Source organism: Methylomonas sp. PHL2-19, assembly GCF_059331595.1.
Map to the genome: position 1 here is coordinate 3,671,888 of NZ_CP196839.1, position 16,391 is coordinate 3,688,278.

General features: G+C 51.6%; 15 protein-coding genes and 1 tRNA gene. 3 read left to right on the plus strand and 13 right to left on the minus strand.

The window, feature by feature from the left end:
* Positions 1-459: 459 nt before the first annotated feature.
* Positions 460-535 (minus strand) — tRNA-Val (locus ACR02O_RS16905).
* A 477-nt stretch (positions 536-1,012) separates the two neighbouring features.
* Between ACR02O_RS16905 and ACR02O_RS16910 the strand changes: the two genes are divergently transcribed.
* Positions 1,013-2,050: a GGDEF domain-containing protein gene (locus ACR02O_RS16910; protein WP_205450584.1), complete on the plus strand. Its 1,038-nt coding sequence runs from the start codon at positions 1,013-1,015 to the stop codon at positions 2,048-2,050.
* 13 nt (positions 2,051-2,063) lie between these two features.
* On the opposite strand, the gene ACR02O_RS16915 is transcribed toward ACR02O_RS16910, so the two are convergent.
* Entirely contained in the window at positions 2,064-3,293 is a 1,230-nt protein-coding gene (locus ACR02O_RS16915; RefSeq protein WP_494522052.1) for a dicarboxylate/amino acid:cation symporter, read from the minus strand.
* 165 nt (positions 3,294-3,458) lie between these two features.
* On the opposite strand from ACR02O_RS16915, the gene ACR02O_RS16920 reads away from it, so the two are divergent.
* Entirely contained in the window at positions 3,459-3,953 is a 495-nt protein-coding gene (locus ACR02O_RS16920) for a YchJ family protein (RefSeq protein WP_494522053.1), read from the plus strand.
* A gap of 12 nt (positions 3,954-3,965) precedes the next feature.
* On the opposite strand, the gene trmL is transcribed toward ACR02O_RS16920, so the two are convergent.
* The 3 genes from trmL to secA form a co-directional block, all read right to left on the minus strand.
* Positions 3,966-4,433 (minus strand): tRNA (uridine(34)/cytosine(34)/5-carboxymethylaminomethyluridine(34)-2'-O)-methyltransferase TrmL, encoded by a 468-nt coding sequence (gene trmL / locus ACR02O_RS16925; RefSeq protein WP_494522054.1) that lies wholly within the window; start codon positions 4,431-4,433, stop codon positions 3,966-3,968.
* A gap of 4 nt (positions 4,434-4,437) precedes the next feature.
* The gene (locus tag ACR02O_RS16930; RefSeq protein ID WP_101055453.1) at positions 4,438-6,942 is read right to left on the minus strand and encodes a glycogen/starch/alpha-glucan phosphorylase; all 2,505 of its coding nucleotides are present in this window, start codon (positions 6,940-6,942) and stop codon (positions 4,438-4,440) included.
* Between the two features lie 137 nt (positions 6,943-7,079).
* The gene (secA, locus tag ACR02O_RS16935) at positions 7,080-9,830 is read right to left on the minus strand and encodes a preprotein translocase subunit SecA (RefSeq protein ID WP_205450590.1); all 2,751 of its coding nucleotides are present in this window, start codon (positions 9,828-9,830) and stop codon (positions 7,080-7,082) included.
* 297 nt (positions 9,831-10,127) lie between these two features.
* Here secA and trkA point away from each other — a divergent pair, with 297 nt between their 5' ends.
* Positions 10,128-11,483, plus strand: a complete 1,356-nt coding sequence (trkA, locus tag ACR02O_RS16940; RefSeq protein WP_205450593.1) for a Trk system potassium transporter TrkA — start codon at positions 10,128-10,130, stop codon at positions 11,481-11,483.
* Here trkA and ACR02O_RS16945 read toward each other — a convergent pair.
* From ACR02O_RS16945 to ACR02O_RS16980, 8 genes are all read right to left on the minus strand, one after another.
* Positions 11,480-12,022, minus strand: coding sequence for a hypothetical protein (locus ACR02O_RS16945; protein ID WP_415880519.1), 543 nt, complete (start codon positions 12,020-12,022; stop codon positions 11,480-11,482). The two genes, trkA and ACR02O_RS16945, sit on opposite strands and share 4 nt — an antisense overlap.
* Positions 12,009-12,542, minus strand: coding sequence for a hypothetical protein (locus ACR02O_RS16950; protein ID WP_415880518.1), 534 nt, complete (start codon positions 12,540-12,542; stop codon positions 12,009-12,011). The genes ACR02O_RS16945 and ACR02O_RS16950 overlap by 14 nt, the downstream gene beginning before the upstream one ends.
* Before the next feature lie 5 nt (positions 12,543-12,547).
* Entirely contained in the window at positions 12,548-12,922 is a 375-nt protein-coding gene (locus ACR02O_RS16955; protein WP_033155194.1) for a VOC family protein, read from the minus strand.
* A gap of 43 nt (positions 12,923-12,965) precedes the next feature.
* Positions 12,966-13,748 (minus strand): hydroxypyruvate isomerase family protein, encoded by a 783-nt coding sequence (locus tag ACR02O_RS16960; protein ID WP_494522055.1) that lies wholly within the window; start codon positions 13,746-13,748, stop codon positions 12,966-12,968.
* Positions 13,748-14,626, minus strand: a complete 879-nt coding sequence (locus ACR02O_RS16965; protein ID WP_033155196.1) for an NAD(P)-dependent oxidoreductase — start codon at positions 14,624-14,626, stop codon at positions 13,748-13,750. Before ACR02O_RS16965 ends, ACR02O_RS16960 begins: the two co-directional genes overlap by 1 nt.
* 14 nt (positions 14,627-14,640) lie before the next feature.
* Positions 14,641-15,135: a nucleoside triphosphate pyrophosphohydrolase family protein gene (locus ACR02O_RS16970; protein ID WP_033155197.1), complete on the minus strand. Its 495-nt coding sequence runs from the start codon at positions 15,133-15,135 to the stop codon at positions 14,641-14,643.
* 150 nt (positions 15,136-15,285) lie between these two features.
* Complete coding sequence (locus ACR02O_RS16975) at positions 15,286-15,774, minus strand: Aq_1264-related membrane protein (RefSeq protein WP_205800454.1); 489 nt, start codon at positions 15,772-15,774, stop codon at positions 15,286-15,288.
* Positions 15,774-16,325 carry an FMN-binding protein gene (locus ACR02O_RS16980; protein WP_205800452.1) on the minus strand — a complete coding sequence of 184 codons (552 nt, stop codon included), beginning with the start codon at positions 16,323-16,325 and terminating at the stop codon, positions 15,774-15,776. Before ACR02O_RS16980 ends, ACR02O_RS16975 begins: the two co-directional genes overlap by 1 nt.
* Between the last annotated feature and the right edge of the window lie 66 nt (positions 16,326-16,391).

The following is a 16,391-nucleotide window of genomic DNA, read 5'->3' on the forward strand; positions in this document are numbered from 1 at the left end:
GCTTTGTTTTTTAACTCAAGGAGTTAGCGGCGGCATTTAATTTCAATTTCCTAATTAGATGGCCTAGCCATAAGATTTCGAATTGAGCGGATGATTTACACAGGCGCGGGAGGAGTCGAGGTTGCCATATCAACCGATTATTCCCGGTATGCGGACGCGCCTAACAACAGCGGACCGCCACTGCATTTGGTGTTTATCGTGGGGATTGAAAATGGCGTCAATAAGACAGACAGTTCTGGTGTTGCGCTCGGCCTGGGCCAGTCAAAGGGCTGGAAGTAATGGAGAGTTCGATAAACCGCAAAGCTAACAATGGCAAGGCAAAACCCAGCTTGCCATTTTGCCGAAAATAGGAATCCGTTGCGACGAATTGGCGTAGCGCTTGCCTTAGGGGTATTGATTGGGACGCTTGAGATTACCGAATAGAATCGTGGGAGATTCTACATTTAACCTCCGATAGTCTGGTGGGTGCTGAGGGGTTCGAACCCCCGACCCTCGCCTTGTAAGGGCGATGCTCTCCCAGCTGAGCTAAGCACCCGACTAAAGGACGCGCATTCTATCCAAAACTGGAGCTGCTGCAAAATGTTTTGTTAACTTTGCGATGCAAATACTCGTGCCACACGTGCAGTTGCCAAGAGTTTGCATTCTCCGGACAGCCATTAGAAAAACAGCCGGTACACGCAAACCATTTCTAGAAAAAAATTACACTGATAAACTCACCCCCTCAAAACCGGCCCCTACACACAAACCGCAAACACCGTGTGCGTAAGCTTATTTTCCGGATGTATTGAAAAATCCCGGTTTTAAGTTACCTTTATGTAGGCTTATGACTACGTAAAATGAAAGCCTGGAGGCTCATAGTGTTTCAAGCACAATTATCCAAGTTACTTTAAGACACGTTCTACTAAGCGCTAAACCCGGCGCATCGATACGGAACAATCGAAAGCAGTGACAGGGTTAACAATCCCGGCGCGAGCAGTACTTAAACCGTTATACGTTTATCGACAAAAATCTGATGAGTAAAGGCACCACTTACATACCGATTTACGATTTCTCGCCGAGCGTTAACGCCGGCCATCTAAAACAAATCCTGCCATTATTGATGCGTCATAACGTTGCTGCCAATCCCATCAACTACGCTATTTGGTACGACTATGTGGCCGGCGGCAACCCGAGCTTAAACAAAGCAGTCGACTCGTTGCTCGCCGAAAACAAGGCCTTCGATTACGACAACAGCGTCGAGCTTTACAAATCACACATTTGTAATGCGTCTTTGGAATCTTTCGAGCAAATCAACCGGCAACTGCACAAAGTCATCGAGCAAGCCACTAGCGCGATCAACGAAACTTACAACAAGGCCGAAGAGACCAACGACAGCTTTCAGAAAAAATCAGTCATCTTGGAGAACTTCTCCGCTTCAGACGGCTTGAAAACCATCTTGGAAGAAATCATTCAGGAAACCAAAGCGCTGGCGATGACCAGTCAGGCCATGCAAACCAAGCTGACCGAAGCCAACCAAGAAATGGAGCAATTGCGCACCGAGCTGGCTCAAGCCAGACAAATCGCCACCACCGACGGTTTAACCGGCTTGTTGAATCGGCGCGCATTCGACATGACCCTGGCCGAAATCATCGAACAATCCGCACCCGATACCGCGTGCCTGTCGATGCTGGACATAGACCATTTCAAACGCATTAACGACACTTACGGCCACACTATTGGCGACAATGTCATTAAATATGTAGCAAATTTAATGAAGAAACACGCCGAGGAACATCATCACGTTGCGCGTTACGGCGGTGAGGAACTGGCGATTATCATGCCCAACACCAGCCACGAAAAGGCGGTAGAAATCTCCGAAAATATTCGCACCGCGATGGCAGCCAGCCGCTTGCAACGCAAAAACGACAACCAGTCGCTGGGCAAAATCACCTTGTCGATAGGCGTTGCCAGATTGCAATCCGGCGATAATCCGGAAAGCTTTATCGTCCGCGCAGATAACGCCTTGTATAAAGCCAAGCAAAGCGGCCGCAATCGGGTAATCCATTCATAAACCGCAGAAAAAACTAGCGATCCGTCAAGCGCTGTACCACTATGCAACCCACCATATCGCCCTCGACGTTGACCATGGTCCGCACCGTATCCAGTATGCGGTCTATGGGTAACAGTATCGCAATGGCTTCGGTTGGGAGACCAACCGATTGCAACACCATCATCATGGTCACCATGCCGGCGCTGGGGATGCCCGGCGCGCCCATGGCGGCGATCATCGTGGTAAAACACACGATCAATTGTTGCGCCAAATCCAGCTCTATGCCGGCTAAATTCGCGACAAATAACGCAGCGGCAGCTTCGTAGAGCGCGGTGCCGTCCATATTGACCGTGGCACCCAGCGGCACCACGAAACCGGCAATACCGGGTTTGACGTGCAAATGCTGTTCAACGCAACGCAAGGTGACGGGCAATGTGGCAGAGCTGGAACTGGTGGCAAATGCAGTGATTAAGGCTTCCCTGGCGCCCAGGAAAAACTTCAGCGGCGAAACCTTGGCAACTATACCTAACAACAAAGGCAACACGACCAAGCCATGCAGCAAAGTGGTACCAATGACCACCGCGACAAATTCCGCCAAACTGCTTAACAAGGCCAGATTTTGCGTCGCCAGCAACTGCGCCAGCAAAGCCATGATGCCCAGCGGCGCCAGCCGCATGATCCAGCCGACCAAGCGCAGCATCAACTCCAAGCCTTCCTGCAACAGCAGCAAGATATTGCGATAACGATCCCCTCCCACTACCAAAGCAATACCCAACAACAGTGCAAACATCACGATTGCCAGGATATTGGCCTGTGCTAGTGCCGCGAACGGGTTAACGAACAAGCCATGCAGAAAGCTGGCTACAAATTGCGCAAAGCTCATTTGCTTGGCGGCGAAGTTGGGAACAGCGTTATTGAACAAGTCCAGATTCAAACCTTTTCCGGGCTCGAATATATTTGCCGCCGCCACGCCCAGCAGGATAGCCAGAGCCATAGAGACCACAAAAAAAATCAACGTATACAGCCAGACTCGATGCAATTGGCCGTGCATACGCAAATTCGCCACCCCAACCGCAATAGAGGTAAACACCAAAGGCACCAACACCATTTTCAACAAATCCATGAATAAAGTACTCAATAGACCGCAAACGTGGATACCTTGTTTGCTAAGCGCGGCGTCCGGCCCCAACTTGGCGAATCCCATGCCCAACGCTACGCCGAATACGGCACCCAGAAAAATTTGTGTGTTTAATGCGACTTTCAATCCGGCCTCCTGAAAATACGCTGATCGTAAAACGCCAAAGCTTAGCGATTTATCATAACAAGCCCGGCCCCCATCATCTAACAGCTCTGTCAATGCGCGGATACGTTCCGCCGAGAGCGGCTAAGATTGGCTTTTGGCTTGTCTATTTCGGTAAAATCCGTCGTTATGACGACAATCACCGACCCACTAGAAACTTGTTTATGCGGCACCGGCCAGCATTATCAGGAATGCTGCGGCCGCTATCACAGCGGCGAACACTACCCGCCAACTGCGGAAGCCTTGATGCGCTCGCGTTTTAGTGCCTACGCCCGGCGCGATGTGGGCTATTTATTGAATACTTGGGATACCAGCAAACGGCCGGCCGACATCGACTTTTCCAAGGAAACCGCACACTGGCAAAAACTGGCGATAGTCAGCACTAAAAAAGGCAGCGGCCAAGACAGCAAGGGTATTGTCGAGTTTAAGGCTTTTTACCGACAAGACGGCGAAGACTATTTCATGCACGAAATCAGTCGCTTCGTTAAATCCAATTCCCGCTGGTTTTATCTGGACGGCGTCATCAAAGCCGCGGGCAAAGTCGCGGCAAGCACGGATACCAGCAAAAATGCGCCTTGTCCGTGCGGCAGCGGCAAGAAATTTAAGCGCTGCTGCGGGCGCTGATCTATCACTAAGTCAACGCGCCGCATCCACAAAATTCAATTGCTTCCAGGCTTCGTAAAGCACTATGGCTACGGTATTGGAGAGATTAAGACTGCGGCTTTCCTTACGCATCGGCAAATACAACTGGAGCTCGGCCGGATGTTGACTGAGGAATGTGGCCGGTAAGCCTCGGGTTTCCGGACCGAATAACAAGGCATCTCCGGCTTTGTATCGCACCTCGCTGTAACCGGTGTGGCCTTTGGTGGTTAACGCAAATAAACGCTGGGGCTTGGCTTTTTCGACGTAATCGTGCAAGGAACCGTACTGGCGGATGTTCACCCATTCATGATAATCCAGCCCGGCGCGACGCAGACGTTTGTCGTCCAAATCAAACCCCAAAGGCTGGATTAAATGCAGATGCGCACCGGTATTCGCGCATAAACGGATGATATTGCCGGTATTGGCCGGTATTTCCGGCTCGAACAAGACAATATCCAGCATTGTATCAGTATTTTTCCACGTCCACCGGCGACAGCTTCCAAATCTCGCGGTTGTATTCGCTAATCGTTCTATCGGTGGAAAACTTACCGCTGGCAGCGGTATTGAGAATACTCATTTTGGTCCAGCGCTCTTGATCACGCCAAGTTTGCTCGACGCGCTTCTGTGCTTCCAGATAGCTACGGAAATCGGCGATAGTCATCCAAGGATCGTGCGGACTTTTAATCGAAGCAATGATGTCGTCGAAAATCCCCGGCTCAAACTGATTGAAATGCCCGCATTCCAGCAAGCGCATCACGCCTTGTAAATCGCTGTCCTGATTGATGAACCATTGCGGATCGTAATGCGGCCGCATCGCCTCCACTTCGGTTTCGGTCAAGCCGAACAGGAAGAAATTGTCGGCACCGACCTCTTCACGAATTTCGATGTTGGCACCGTCCAAGGTACCGATGGTCAGCGCGCCGTTCATCATAAATTTCATATTCCCGGTACCGGACGCTTCCTTGCCGGCAGTCGAAATTTGTTCCGACAAATCCGCGCCCGGACAGATTTTTTCCATCGCCGATACGCAGTAATTGGGCATAAACACCAATCTCAGCTTGTTGCCTACTTCCGGGTCTTCATTAATGACATTGCCGACATTGTTAATCAGCTTGATGATTTTTTTCGCCATGACATAGCCTGGGGCCGCCTTGCCGCCGATCAAGACGCAACGATCCACCCAGTTTTGCGTATCGCCACGTTTAATCCGATCATAGAGATGAATCACATGCAGCACATTCAAAATTTGCCGTTTGTATTCGTGGATACGTTTAACCTGCACATCAAACAAAGCATCGACATTGATTTCAATGTCATGTTCTTCTTTTTTGTAGTCAACCAAACGTTGTTTACTGGCCCGATTCAAGTCGTACCATTTTTGCCTGAACGCCGCGTCCTCGGCATAAGGCGCTAATTTGGACAGCTGAGATAGGTCGGTAATCCAGCCATCCCCAATAGTTGCGGTGATAAACTCGGCCAATTCCGGATTACAGCCGGCCAGCCAGCGTCTGGGGGTCACACCGTTAGTTTTGTTATTAAATTTTTGCGGCCAGAGCTCATAAAAATCTTTAAACAAGCCTTCCTGCAACAACTTGGAATGCAGTTCGGCGACACCGTTGACCGAAAAACTGCCGACGATAGCCAAAAATGCCATCCGCACCTGTTTTTGATAACCTTCTTCGATGATGGACATCCGTGCCATGCGTGGATTGTCGCCAGGCCAACGCGCCGACACTTCAGCCATGAAGTGTGCGTTGATTTCAAAAATAATTTCCATCAAGCGCGGCAGCAAATGCTGCATCAGATTAACCGACCATTTTTCCAAGGCCTCGGGCAACAAGGTATGGTTGGTGTAGGCCATCGTTTGCCGCGTGATGTTCCAGGCTTCTTTCCAAGGTAAACCGTGAATATCCATCAACAAGCGCATCAGCTCGGCCACCGCAATGCTGGGATGGGTGTCGTTGAGCTGAAAGCAGTTTTTCTCGGCAAATTTACTGAAATTATTACCGTGGCGCCCCACCCAGTTGGCGATGACGTCCTGCAAACTCGCGGAGGCCAGCAGATATTGCTGCTGCAGGCGCAAGGCTTTGCCGTTTTCGTTGGCATCGTTGGGATACAACACCATCGTAATGTTTTCGGCGGTGTTTTTCTCGGCCACGGCTTCGGCGTAATCACCGGCATTGAATTCCTGCAAATTGAATTCTTCCGTGGCAATGGCTTTCCACAAGCGCAGGGTATTGACCGTACCGTTTTTATACCCCGGCACCGGCGTGTCGTAAGGCATGGCGATCACATCATGAGTATCCAGCCAGCTGGTGCGCTTGTTGCCTTTTTCGTCGATGTGGGTTTGGGTGTGGCCGCCGAACTTGATGCGGTGCATGTATTCGGGACGTTCGATTTCCCAGACGTTGCCCATCCGCAACCAATGATCGGGTTTCTCGACCTGCTCGCCATTGACGATTTGTTGCGAAAACATGCCGTATTCATAACGCAAACCGTAGCCCGTGACCGGTAGTTGCAAGGTGGCACAACTATCGATGAAACACGCCGCCAAGCGTCCCAAGCCGCCATTACCCAAACCTGCGTCCGGCTCGCTCTCGATAAGTTCCTCGGCTTCCAAACCCAAGTCATACAAGGCTTGCGTGACAATATCGTCAACCCCGAGATTCAACATGGCGTTGCTCAAAGAACGCCCCATCAAAAACTCCATCGACAGATAGAAGGCCTTTTTACAATCGGAGTCGCGATAGACGTTGTAGGTTTTCTTCCAGCGCTCGACCAAACGGTCGCTGATCGCCAAAGACAAGGCTTCGTAGGCGTAATGCGGAGAACGGCAATTTTCATCGCGCCCGAGCCGATGACTGTAGTAGTGTTTGAAGTCGGCGATGAAATGCTTTTTTTCCATGCCCAACTTGGGGAGCTTGGTAATATCGGCGGCGGGATTACTCTTATTAAAGACTCTATGCGGCATAGTACTTACCCTTGAGGACAGTGAAAATTAAAAGCCGTGGGCCGCTGGTTTTGCAAGGCTGAAAGCGATGCCAAAGGCCCTCTAAATCGAATTGTCGGGCAGCCGCGACGCCCGGTTTGGGGCGCCGCGGTTAAACATTAGTTCAATTTGCCGTGGCATTGCTTGTACTTTTTACCGGAACCGCAGGGGCATGGGTCGTTACGGCCCACTTTGTTGCCGAGCCTGACAAAAGGCTGCTCCGCGCTCTCCGAGTCTGAGTCTGGCTGAGCTGCCTGTGCCGCCGCTGGCTCTTCTTCAAAAATGGAGTGGGCTTCCGCGTGTTCGTAGTGCATTTCCAGCGGTGCTTGGCGTTGTTCGTCGATCGCCTGCACGTCTTCTTCACGCGCCACTTGCACCTTGGCGAGTATACCCACCACTTCCTGCTTGATATGCGTCAACAGGCCGGTAAACATTTGGAACGACTCCCGCTTGTATTCCTGCTTGGGATCTTTTTGCGCATAGCCTCTGAAATGAATACCTTGGCGCAATTGGTCCATCGCCGCCAGATGTTCTTTCCAGCTATTATCCAGCACTTGCAACATCACGGATTTCTCGAAATGCCTTAGCACTTGCACACCTACGGCCTCTTCACGGGCGCGGCTTTCTTGCTCGGCTTTTTCGATAATCAGCCGGCGCAATTTCGCTTCATTCAGGGTACGGTCGTGCTCCAGCATTTCCACTAGCGGCATCTGCAGATTAAATTCTTGCTGCAAATGGGTTTCCAATCCACGCACATCCCATTGCTCTTCCATGGTTTTCGGCGGAATGTATTCGGTGATGACGTCGTTCAACACGTCAGCACGTATCGCGTTGATAATGTCGTTGATATCTTCGGCAGCCATCAACTCATTGCGCTGCGCGTAAATAACTTTACGTTGATCGTTGGCGACGTCGTCGTAAGCCAGAATTTCTTTGCGAATATCGAAGTTACGATTCTCCACTTTGCGTTGCGCGCTTTCGATGGAACGAGTCACCCAAGGATGCTCAATCGCTTCGCCTTCTTCCATACCCAGTTTTTGCATCAAGCTGGCGACGCGCTCGGACGCGAAAATCCGCATCAAATCGTCTTCCAGCGACAGATAAAAACGGGTCGAACCCGGATCGCCCTGCCGACCGGAACGGCCGCGCAACTGGTTGTCGATCCGCCGCGACTCGTGGCGTTCCGAACCGATGACATGCAGACCGCCGCTGGCCAAGACTTTTTCATGTCTTTCCTGCCAAGCAGCACGCACGCGCTCTTTATCGGCTTCACTGGCATCCGGTCCCAAGGCAGCCAGTTCGGCATTCAGATTGCCACCCAACACGATGTCGGTACCGCGACCGGCCATATTCGTAGCAATCGTCACAGCTCCCGGCATACCGGCATTTTCGATAATGTGGGCTTCGCGCTCGTGCTGCTTGGCATTCAAGACTTCATGGCGGATGTTTTGTTGTTGCAGCATCCGGGAAATCAATTCAGAGTTTTCGATCGACGTCGTACCGACCAACACCGGCTGGCCGCGCTGCACGCAATCCTTAATATCTTCGATGACGGCGTTGTATTTTTCCCGCGCCGACAGATAAACCAAATCGCCTTTGTCTTTACGGATCATCGGTCTGTGGGTAGGAATAACCACCACTTCCAGGCCGTAGATTTTGTTCAACTCAAACGCTTCGGTATCCGCAGTACCGGTCATACCGGATAATTTGTTGTAAAGACGGAAATAATTCTGGAAGGTAATCGAAGCCAGCGTTTGGTTTTCGTTTTGAATAGTCACGTTTTCCTTGGCTTCCATCGCTTGATGCAAACCTTCGGACCAGCGCCGACCGCTCATCATCCGGCCGGTGAATTCGTCGACGATGATGACCTGACCGTCCTTCACTACATAATCCACGTCTTTTTGGAACAGTACGTGAGCTCGCAGCGATGCGTTCAAATAGTGCATCAAGCGGATATTGGCAGCTTCGTATAAGGTGGAGCCGTCGGCTATCAAGCCGTGCTCCGCCAACAAGCGCTCGACGTGCTCATAGCCGGCTTCGGTCAGATGAATCTGCCGGGATTTTTCATCGACCGCATAATCGCCGGGCATTTGATCCTGTTTCTCCGGATCGTCGGCTTTTTCCTGTTTGGTCAGGTAGGGAATGATTTGATTGGTCTTCAGGTAAATATCGGTACTGCCTTCCGCCTGACCGGAGATGATCAACGGCGTTCTGGCTTCGTCGATCAGAATCGAATCCACCTCGTCGACAATGGCAAAATTCAAATCGCGCTGGACTTTTTGTTCCAGACTGAAGGCCATGTTGTCACGCAGATAATCGAAACCAAATTCGTTGTTGGTGCCGTAGGTAATATCCGCTGCATAGGCAACCTGGCGTTGCTCGTGCGTCAAATCGCTGACGATGACACCGGTGGTCAAACCCAGGAAACCGTATAATTTGCCCATCCATTCCGCGTCGCGGCGGGCCAAGTAATCATTGACGGTCACCACATGCACGCCTTTACCCGGCAAGGCATTCAAATAGGCGGCCAAGGTCGCCATCAGGGTTTTACCCTCACCGGTTTTCATCTCGGCTATCTTGCCACTGTGCAAAACCATGCCGCCGATCAACTGCACGTCGAAATGACGCATGCCAAATACACGGGTCGAGGCTTCCCGCACGGCGGCAAAGGCTTCTGGGAGTAAATTGTCTAAGTTTTCGCCTTGGGCCAGGCGGTCGCGAAATTCCTGCGTCTTGGCTTGTAACGCCGCATCGGATAATTTTTCGTATTCGGCGGCCAGAGCATTGACTTTCTTGACTAGCTTGCGTTTCTTCTTGACCAGCCTGTCGTTGCGGCTGCCAACTACCAATTTAACCAGCTTACCCAGCATGATATTTCCAGAGTGAGAGTGAACCAAAGTTTGCGATTATAAACGGTATGGGGCGGCTGTGACCAGAAAACAAGCCCGGCAAGCTGAGACTATTCACCAGCCAGTTTTTGTAAATCAGCTATTTAAAACAGGATTTTTGCTTGGCAGCCGCAGCCTAACGGCATCATCCGGCGATTTCCATCGCCGCAAAGTTAGCACTCTCTGGAACATGGACAAGCCTATCGATCAGCGTATAATTCGCCGGCTTCGGCCCTTGTGGCGGCAAGCATTCGACATCATTACTGGCTTTAACAATTTATGAAAATAGTGATTCTCGGTGCCGGTGTGACCGGCTCTTCGGTTGCCGGCGCATTGGCCAGTGAAGAAAACGATATTGTCGTTATCGATAAAAATGCCCACTTGCTCACCGCATTAAAAGGCCGCCTGGATATAGCCACTGTCGAAGGTAACGCTGCCCATCCCAGCGTGCTGGAACAAGCCGGGATTCAGGACGCCGACATGGTGATTGCCGTTACCGACCGCGACGAGACCAATATGCTGGCCTGTCAGGTGATCAACACCCTGTATAGCAAACCCAAAACCATCGCCCGAGTGCGCGCCATCGATTTTCTCAACCATCCGGAATTATTTGCGCCGGGCGGTATTGATATTGTCATCAGCCCTGAGCAGGTTGTCACCGAATCCATCCACAACCTGATCAAATACCCCGGCGCGCTGCATGTGTCCGAGTTTGCCGACGGCTTGGTCAGGCTGTTTTCGATTCGCGTGGTACCGACCGGCTTTCTGACAGGCAAACGCATCCACGCCGTCAAAGAAAAACTGGCCGACAGTATGATCCGGGTCGCGGCGATCTTCCGCGACGGCAAAGCCATCGCGGTAAACGGCGAGGCGGTGATTGCCACCGGCGATGAAGTATTTTTTGTCTGCCCGCGCGATAAGGTCCGTAAAACCCTGGTGGATCTACATAAACTGGAATCGCCGATCAAAACCATTATGTTGGCCGGCGGCGGCCACGTCGGCAAGCGGCTGGCCATTGCCTTGGAAAAAAACTACCACGTCAAAGTCATCGAGCAAGACATCGAGCGAGCGCGGGAAATCGCCAACGATTTGCGTAACACCTTAATTTTGCATGGCGACTGTACCGACGAATCGCTACTGCAGGAAGAAATGATCGAAGACATCGATCTGTTCTGCGCGATTACGAATAACGACGGCATCAACCTGATTGCCGCCGGTCTGGCGAAAAAACTCGGCGCCAAAAAGGCAATCTGCCTGATTAACAATAATTCCTACCTAAAGTTGTTGGACGGCACCGAAATCGATCTGGCGATTCAACCGAAACTGGAAACCTTGGGCGGCATCCTCAAACACGTACGTAAAGGCGACGTGGTCGGCGTCAGCTCGGTATGCGGCGGCAGTGCGGAAGCGATCGAAGCGATTGCTCACCGCAGCAAGAACTCCAGCTCAGTGGTCGGCTTACGGGTAGACCAGGTCAATTTACCGGACGGCGTGATATTAGGCGCGCTGATTCGCGAAAAGGAAGTGATTCCGGTGCATCACGACACCGTATTCGCGGAAGGCGATCACGTGGTGATGTTTGCGTTAAACAAGAAAATGGTTAGAGACATTGAAGGCTATTTCCAGCCGATCTAGTCCGCCAAATCCGCATCGATAAAAGCCAGTGCCCGTTGCGGCAAACCGTCGTTTCCCTCGCCTTGCAAAGAAGCCTGGCTGTCTTCATGCACCGCTGTCATGAACTGCAACAACTGCATTTCAATCTTCATTTTTTCCTGCGGCTCTTGGGTATCCCACATCCGATTCAATAACTGCTTGGCGTGATGGTGAATCGTGAACGCCACCGCTTCCGGTAGATGTGCGTAACTACTGCGCAAAGACTCCTTCAGCTTATCCAGCGATTGCAGATATTGCTGATAGTCTTTTAAATCCTGCTGACATTGGGTTTTCACCATCGCCAACTCGTTGCTGTTGCGGGCTTTGTTGACGGCCAGCTCGTGAGCCAATTGCTGCGACTGTTTTTTCAGTTGCGCCACCAAGGCCTGTTCCGCCAGCGCCTTGGTTTGCCGCAGTTCGGCAACATCTTCGTGCCTGGATAAATGCCATTGCAAATTGTCGTCGCGACTGCGCCGCAAAAACGCCAGCGCTTCGCCCAGCCAACGGCTAATCGACGACATGCAGTTGTTGGCGTAAAGCCAGCATTGCCGCAGCATCGGCTTGTTTACGATAGGTACGCAAGGCTTTGCGCAGATTTTTATATCGAGCGGCCGGCAGTTGCTCCCGCACCGCTTGCAATTCATGGCCAATTGCCGCGGACAAGGCCCTGGCCTGTTTGCGGTTATCGGCTACCAGCAGGCGTTGCCGCTTGAATCTGCTCAGATAGCTCAACTGCCGGCATTCCGCAGCCTGGCGCCGCTCAATATTTTGCCGACGAATCTGCAAAGACAACAGCTGCCGTACCGCCGCCGATTCGCGACTGAAATACCCGCGCAGCTCACGGTAAACCGCTTTAAATAAGGTCAGCACGCTCAGCAAAGCCAGCAGACCCAAAGCCAACAACATCACTTTACTGGCTAACAGATAAAACAGCCCCATCAACAAAACCAAGCCAAACTGCAAACACACAAACCCCAGCACAAACAGCAGCATGGCCAGGCTGCCTATCAGTAGTCCGCCGAAAAAAAGCCGTCCGAACATGGTTCTCAAGGCCGCTCGATAAACTCCAGCGCATTGCCGTCTCTATCCCGGCAAAACAGCGCCTTACGGCCGGAGATACTCAGCGTGTACGCCGTACCGGCCCGCTCCAGATCTTCGCGTAGAGCATCAACCGAATCGATATGCATCGCCACATGCCGATCACGGCCGCCATGCGCCGGTCTGCCGGTAGTGGGATCGGGATTTTCCAATTCCAACAAATGAATTTGCTGCGCACCAATTTGCAGCCAGGCGCCCGGGAACGGTAGATTCGGCCGTTCGGTCTGCTCCATTCCTAACACATCGCGGTAAAAAAGCAGCGATTGCTCGGTATCGGAGACGATCAAACTGGCGTGATGTATCGTGAAATTATGTTTGGACATGGCAATCAACAGGTGAGTAAGGCAGCGAGATTATACCGCCCGATTATTTCACCGCGTAGGTTTTCAACCATTCCAAACTGACAGCGGTCTCAATCGTCGGCCGGTACTCGGCACCCACCCAACCTTGGTAATCCGAGTTTGCGATAACATCGAACAAAATTTTGAAATCTACGGCGCCCGTACCCGGCTGGCCGCGGCCTGGAGAGTCGGCAAATTGAATATGCCCGATTCTATCCGTATGTTGGCGCAAAAATCCGGCGCAATCTTCGCCCATCCGGCTCATGTGATAAATGTCGTATTGCATGAATAAGTTTGGATGATCGATTTGCTTGAGCACATCCAGCATTTTGTCGCCGGTGTCGACGATAAAACCTGGCATCTCGTGGCTATTGACCGCCTCGAATACGGTTTTGATACCCAACCCGGCAAAAGCTGCTGCGGCGTAAACCAGATTTTCCAGCAAAGTAGTGTGATATTCGCCCAAGCGTTGCGGGTCGAAACAGCGCCCCGGTAACACGTTAATAACGCAGGGCTTTAATCGTTCGGCATAAGCCAGCGTCTGCTCCACCGCGGCTTTAAATTGATCGCGTTTTTCCGGAACCGCCGCCAAACCCTCGCCGCCCTGCAGCAAGGTATCGGCATCGACATTGAACAACACCAGCTTTAAGTCTTGTTGAGCCAATAGGTCACCGATTTGTTCGACTCGCAGCGCGTAGGGAAACTGGATTTCCACTGCGTCGAAACCGCACTGTTTAGCCGCCTGAAACCGTTCCGGCAAGGGCAACTCGGTAAATAATAAACTCAGATTGGCTGAAAAGTGCAGCATCAGTCTTGGGCGTACAGTTTGATAAGTGTCGAGGGATCTTGCTCCAAAAAGCCGCTACTGCCGTGCAATTGCATGAGTTGCGCCGCCAAGCCCGACATGGGTATCGCACTGCCCTGCTTGCCGGCTAAATCGACGGCCATATTTAAATCTTTCAATAAGGTTTTCACGCGCCACTTTACCGGCTCGAAACGCTGGTCCGCCATTTCCGGGCCAACGATTTGCAAAGGCTTGGAATCGGCAAAGCCGCCGGCCAGCGCTTCCGGAATTTTTGCGGCATCGACGCCGGCCGAATTGGCCAGCGCCATCATTTCCGCGATCACCAGCACATTGCAACTGACGATCATCTGATTGCAGATTTTAGTGGTCTGACCACTGCCGACCGGCCCCATATGCGTCAAACGGCTATACAGCGGCCGCAATACTTCACGGGCAATTTGAATGTCTTGTTCCGCACCGCCGGCCATAATCGCCAAACTACCCTGCTCTGCCCCGGCCGTGCCACCGGATACCGGCGCATCGACCCAGCGCATGCCGCAAGCTGTCTGCAATTGAAATGCCATGCGCCGGGTAGCTTCCGGATGAATGCTGGATAAATCAATCAACAGTTTGTCGGCAGCGCCGTTGGCGATAATGTGTTCCGTCACCATCGCTTCAACGGCCATGGTGTCGGCCAGGCACAAAATCACCACATCGGAGGCTTTTACCAATTCGCCGACACTGCCACAGACCTTCGCACCGGCGCCAGCCACCACAGCCAATTTAGCGGCAGTGCGATTCCAGACATTCACCTGAAAACCCGCCGCCAGAAGCCGCATGGTTAAAGGTTGCCCCATCAGACCGATGCCGACGAAACCGAGCGTGTAGTGTTGTTCTGCCATAGTGACGCTCGCTGTTATTCGAATAGCGCCGGGCTTAAATCCAAACGCTCAGCATCGCCGCGCCCGCTCATCAGATGTTGATAGACGATTTGAAAAGCTTCGTCGAAATCGGCATTCACGAAACGCTGGGACAAATGCACGCAAATCGCATATAAGCCGGAATAATGCACGGTCTCGCCGGAAGTACATAGGTTGATTTTCTCGGACAGCACCCGCATCACTGACAGCACTGAACCATCTTGCCGCCAGTTGGCGGACACACTGACCACCTCATCGCCCCGGCTCGCGATAGCCGCCAGCGCATTAAAGGATAAATCCACCAGCCCAGCCAAAATTTTGATGAGGTCGCCGCTGGCAATGGCTTTAAAGGTCTCGCTACCGCAATCCAATAATAGCGCTTGGCGCAGCACAATATCCATATCTGACAAGTGCCCGATCTCGCCGTCATCGGGCTGCTTGATAGCGAATTTCCGGTGAAAATCTCTAACTTGTTGTAAATGTTTGTTCATGATTCTACTCCGGGCTTGGATTCAAAGAATTCGGGGAATAATGGCGCGGCGCTGGATAACATCGGTAGTCAACGACCTAGCCATTTTTAGGACATTAGCACAATCGGAGAATGCGCCAATGCATCAAGTAGGGCAATAGGGAAATCGGTTTTAACGCAGTTGCCGGCGCGATTCAATCAACGACAAACTGACTATTACAATCAGCAGGAACAAGGATGTTTCCAATAATAAAAACGCGGCTATTTTGAAATAAGCAAAAGCCGGATCGACATAACGCACCAACCAACCCGCCGCTTCATCGGCAATTGCCGCGGCATAAACGATTGCGCTGATCCAGACTTTCATCAGAGTCGGCAACGAGGTCATCAGCATCAGATGCGTGAGCGTCAATACCAACATACCCATGGCAAATAAATGAAAATGACTGACTTCCAGCAAACTTTGATAGCTTTTCGGTTCGTTAAACTCTTGCTCGTTTCCCAAATAGTAAGAAATCACCGACTCCGGGGTGAGATTCATTTTATGGAAATACATCAGACCATTGCTGATCCACAATAAGGCCACATAGGCCAAGAACATCAAGATCAAAGTATTGATCAACAGCTGGCGATTTTGCTCGCCGGTTACAAAGAAACGCATTATTTGGGCTTGTTTTGGATGAGAACTTGATAAATCGCCAATACCTTGCGCGCGCTGTTAATTGCGGCTCGGGTGCTGAGCGTTGCCCCCGCCACACCCTGTATATCCTGATTCAGGCTCAACTCTTCGATGGAATGATTAGCCAGCAAGGCCATCCAGCGTTCCGGCGGTTGATATTCCGGCGGCTCATGAAACGCCAGCGTATGAACGTTACGCAATTTGCCATCCGGCGTTAGTACCACTAACAAGGTTTCCGGTTTAGTTCTGACAGTGTGGGCCTCAATCGCGGCATAGCCGATCACTGCACCTTGCTTCTTACCCACATAAAAACTAAACAGATTGGATTCCAACTTGACCTTCGCAAGCTGTTCGATCTGCGCCACTTCCTCTGGCGTGGGAAACAACGATTGCATTTCCACAGTAGCGTCGTCGCCGAAGGCCAGCTTCATCGCTTCGTCCTTGCTGTAAAACACAGCGGCGACAAGGTTTACGCTCGTTAAACAAAAAACCAGCAGCGTCAGCATAAGCCGACGAGTTTTTGAAATCAGCATGAGTGGGAAAAATCCAGGGAGTGAACAATACGGCGGCTATGATAGAGACCGGCAAACAATTTGCCA